The sequence below is a fragment of the Kineococcus vitellinus genome (assembly GCF_009906315.1).
GTDB classification, from domain to species: domain Bacteria; phylum Actinomycetota; class Actinomycetes; order Actinomycetales; family Kineococcaceae; genus Kineococcus; species Kineococcus vitellinus.
Genome location: NZ_JAAALL010000373.1, coordinates 1 through 3,590, shown reverse-complemented (window position 1 = coordinate 3,590; position 3,590 = coordinate 1). Strand labels below are relative to the sequence as shown.

Here is a 3,590-nt window from a genome sequence, read left to right as displayed (position 1 = left end):
CGACGACGAGGTCGGCGCGGGTGTCGGCGGTCAGCGGGGGCTGCGGGGCGGGCCGCCCGGGGTCGTCCAGCCAGAACGGGGTGCTCGCGGTGCCGCGCAGGGCCGCGCGGGTGGCGGGGGTGGGTTCCGACAGGAACGGCATCCCCGGTTCATACCGGCCGGATCCGGCGACGGCAAGGGGTCCGGCGTGCGCGATCCGTCGTCGGGCCCGGGTGCGAAGGCGGTGATCCGCGGGATCGGGCGGTCGCGGCGACTAGAGTGCGGGGGTGAGCAACCGCAGCACCGGAACTCCCCTCGACGCCGTCTCCAAGCGGATCATCGAGGTCCTGCAGGAGGACGGGCGGATGTCCTACGCCGCCATCGGCAAGGCCGTGAGGCTCTCGGAAGCCGCCGTGCGCCAGCGCGTGCAGCGCCTGCTCGACAGCGGTGTCGTGCAGATCGTGGCGGTCACCGACCCCCTGCAGATCGGCTTCGCCCGCCAGGCGATGATCGGCATCCGCGCCGAGGGGGACACCCGGGTCGTCGCCGACCGCCTCGCCGAGCTGCCGGAGATCGACTACGTCGTCGTGACGGCCGGCTCCTTCGACGTCATGGTCGAGGTCGTCTGCGAGGACGACGACGGCCTGCTGGAGCTCATCAACGGCAAGATCCGCGCCGTGCCGGGGGTCGTGGCCACGGAGACCTTCGTCTACCTCAAGCTGCGCAAGCAGCTCTACAACTGGGGCACCCGCTGACGCCTTCCCGAGGTCATGCCGCCCGACGGCTCCTGAATCCGTCGCCGAGCCCGGGGGCGGCGATGGATTCCCTTGTCAGCCGGTGAGGCGCCGGACTACCCTCCCGGCATGCCCAGCTCCCCGGCGACCACCCCGCGCGGCACGGACCGCTCCGCGGCCGCCCGCGACCACCTCTGGATGCACTTACCCGCCACTCGGGCTTCCAGGCCGGCGAGGAGGTGCCGCTCATCGTGCGCGGCGAGGGCGCCCGGATCTGGGACGCGCACGGCAGGGAGTACATCGACGCCCTCGCCGGCCTCTTCACCGTGCAGGTGGGCCACGGGCGCACCGAGCTCGCCGAGGCGGCCGCCGCGCAGGCCTCGACGCTGGCGTACTTCCCGCTGTGGTCCTACGCGCACCCCGCGGCCGTCGACCTCGCCGAGCGGCTCGCGCACGAGGCCCCCGGCGACCTGGACCGGGTGTTCTTCACCACCAGCGGCAGCGAGGCCGTCGAGAGCGCCTGGAAGCTGGCCAAGGCCTACTTCAAGAGGGTCGGCAAGCCGCTGAAGCACAAGGTCGTCAGCCGCTCGATCGCCTACCACGGCACCACGCACGGGGCGCTGTCCATCACCGGCATCCCCGGCCCCGTCAAGTCCGACTTCGAACCCCTCGTGCCCGGCGCCTTCCGGGCGCCGAACACCAACTCCTACCGCGCCCCCGAGCACCTGCGCGAGGACCCCAAGGCCTTCGGGCGCTGGGCGGCGGACCGCGTCGGGGAGGCCATCGAGTTCGAGGGCGCCGACACCGTCGCCGCGGTGTTCGTCGAGCCGGTCCAGAACGCCGGCGGCTGCTTCCCGCCGCCGCCGGGCTACTTCGAGCGGCTGCGCGAGATCTGCGACGAGCACGACGTCCTGCTCGTCAGCGACGAGACGATCTGCGCCTTCGGGCGCATCGGCGAGCTGTTCGCCTGCAAGGACTTCGACTACGTCCCGGACATCATCACCTGCGCCAAGGGCATCACGAGCGGCTACTCCCCGCTGGGCGCGATGATCGCCTCCGAGCGGCTGTTCGAGCCGTTCACGCACGGGCAGGACTCCTTCGCCCACGGCTACACCTTCGGCGGGCACCCCGTCTCGGCGGCCGTCGCGATGGCCAACCTCGACATCTTCGAGCGCGAGGGGCTGGTCGCCCACGTGCACGAGAACGCCCCGCTGTTCCGCCGGGCGCTGGAGCGGCTGCTGGACCTGCCGATCGTCGGCGACGTGCGCGGGGCCGGGTACTTCTACGGCATCGAGCTCGTCAAGGACCGCGCCACCCGCGAGACGTTCGCCGACGCCGAGGCCGAGCGCCTGCTGCGCGGCTTCGTCTCCCCGGCGCTGTTCGAGGCGGGCCTGTACTGCCGCGCCGACGACCGCGGCGACCCGGTCATCCAGCTCGCGCCGCCGCTGGTCGTCGGCCCGGCGGACTTCGACGAGATCGAGCAGCGGCTGCGCGCGGTCCTCGTGGAGGCCGGGCGGCGGCTGTGACGGCGCGCTCGCTGTGGGCCGACACGGCGGACCCGGCCCCGCGGCGCCCGCCGCTGCAGGGGGACACCACGGCCGACGTCTGCGTCGTCGGCGCCGGCTACACCGGCCTGTGGACCGCCTACTACCTGCTGCAGCGCGACCCCTCGCTGGACGTCCTCGTCGTGGAGGCCGAGCAGGTCGGCTTCGGCGCCAGCGGCCGCAACGGCGGCTGGTGCTCGGCGCTGCTGCCGCAGGGCCTGGGCAGCATGGCCGCCGCCGCGGGGCCGCCGGCGGCGCGGGCGATGCGGGCGGCGATGCGGGACGCGGTCGACGAGGTCGGCCGCGTCGTGGCCGCGGAGGGCATCGACTGCGGCTGGCGCAAGGGCGGCACCGTCGTCGTCGCCCGCAGCGCCGCGCAGCTGGCCCGGGCCCGCGCCGAGGTGGCCGCCGACGAGGCCGAGGGCTCCCCCGAGGGGCTGCGGCTGCTGGACGCCGGGCAGACCCGCGAGCGCGTGGGGATGTCCGGGGCCGTGGGCGCGAGCTGGACGCCGCACTGCGCGCGCGTGCACCCGCTGCGGCTGGCCCGGGGCCTGGCCGCCGCCGCCGAGCGCGCCGGGGCGCGCATCGCCGAGGGCACCCGCGCGCTCTCGCTGGCGCCGGGGCTCGTGCGCACCGACCGCGGGAGCGTCCGGGCCCGGCACGTGCTGCGGGCCACCGAGGCGTGGACGCCCGCCCTGCCCGGCTCCGCCCGCGAGGTCGTCCCGGTGTACTCGCTCGTCGTCGCCACCGAACCCCTGCCGGCGCGGTTCTGGGAACGCGCCGGCCTCGCGGGCGGGGAGACGTTCTCCGACCACCGGCACGTCGTCGTCTACGGCCAGCGCACCGCCGACGACCGGCTCGTCTTCGGCGGCCGCGGCGCGCCCTACCACTTCGGCTCCGGCGTGCGGCCGCGCTTCGACACCGACGACCGCGTGTTCGGGGCGCTGCGCGCGACGCTGGCGGACATGTTCCCCGAGGTCGCCGGCGCGCGGTTCACCCACGCCTGGGGCGGCCCGCTGGGCATCGCCCGCGACTGGCACGCCGCCGTCCGCCACGACCCGGCCACCGGGCTCGGCAGCGCCGGCGGGTACGTCGGCGACGGCGTCTCGACGACCAACCTCGCGGGCCGCACGCTCGCCGACGCGGTGACCGGCACCGGCTCCGAGCTGCTGCGGCTGCCGTGGTTCGGGCACCGCTCCCCGCGCTGGGAGCCGGAACCGCTGCGCTGGCTGGGCGTCAACGCCGGGCTCGTGCTGGCCCGCTCCGCCGACGCCGCCGAGCGGCGCCTGGGCCGCCCCACCCCGCTGTCGGCCGCCCTGGCCCGCCTCACCGC

General features: G+C 75.5%; 2 protein-coding genes and 1 pseudogene. All 3 read left to right on the top strand.

Annotated features, from left to right (window positions below; genetic code table 11):
* Window positions 1-266: 266 nt before the first annotated feature.
* The gene (locus GTQ99_RS27255) at window positions 267-734 is read left to right on the top strand and encodes an Lrp/AsnC ligand binding domain-containing protein (protein ID WP_166617648.1); all 468 of its coding nucleotides are present in this window, start codon (window positions 267-269) and stop codon (window positions 732-734) included.
* A gap of 108 nt (window positions 735-842) precedes the next feature.
* Window positions 843-2,239: pseudogene (locus GTQ99_RS21020) on the top strand (aspartate aminotransferase family protein).
* Window positions 2,236-3,590: FAD-dependent oxidoreductase (locus GTQ99_RS21015; RefSeq protein ID WP_166617647.1), on the top strand; the 1,355-nt coding region annotated here is incomplete at its 3' end. The pseudogene GTQ99_RS21020 and the gene GTQ99_RS21015, both read left to right, overlap by 4 nt.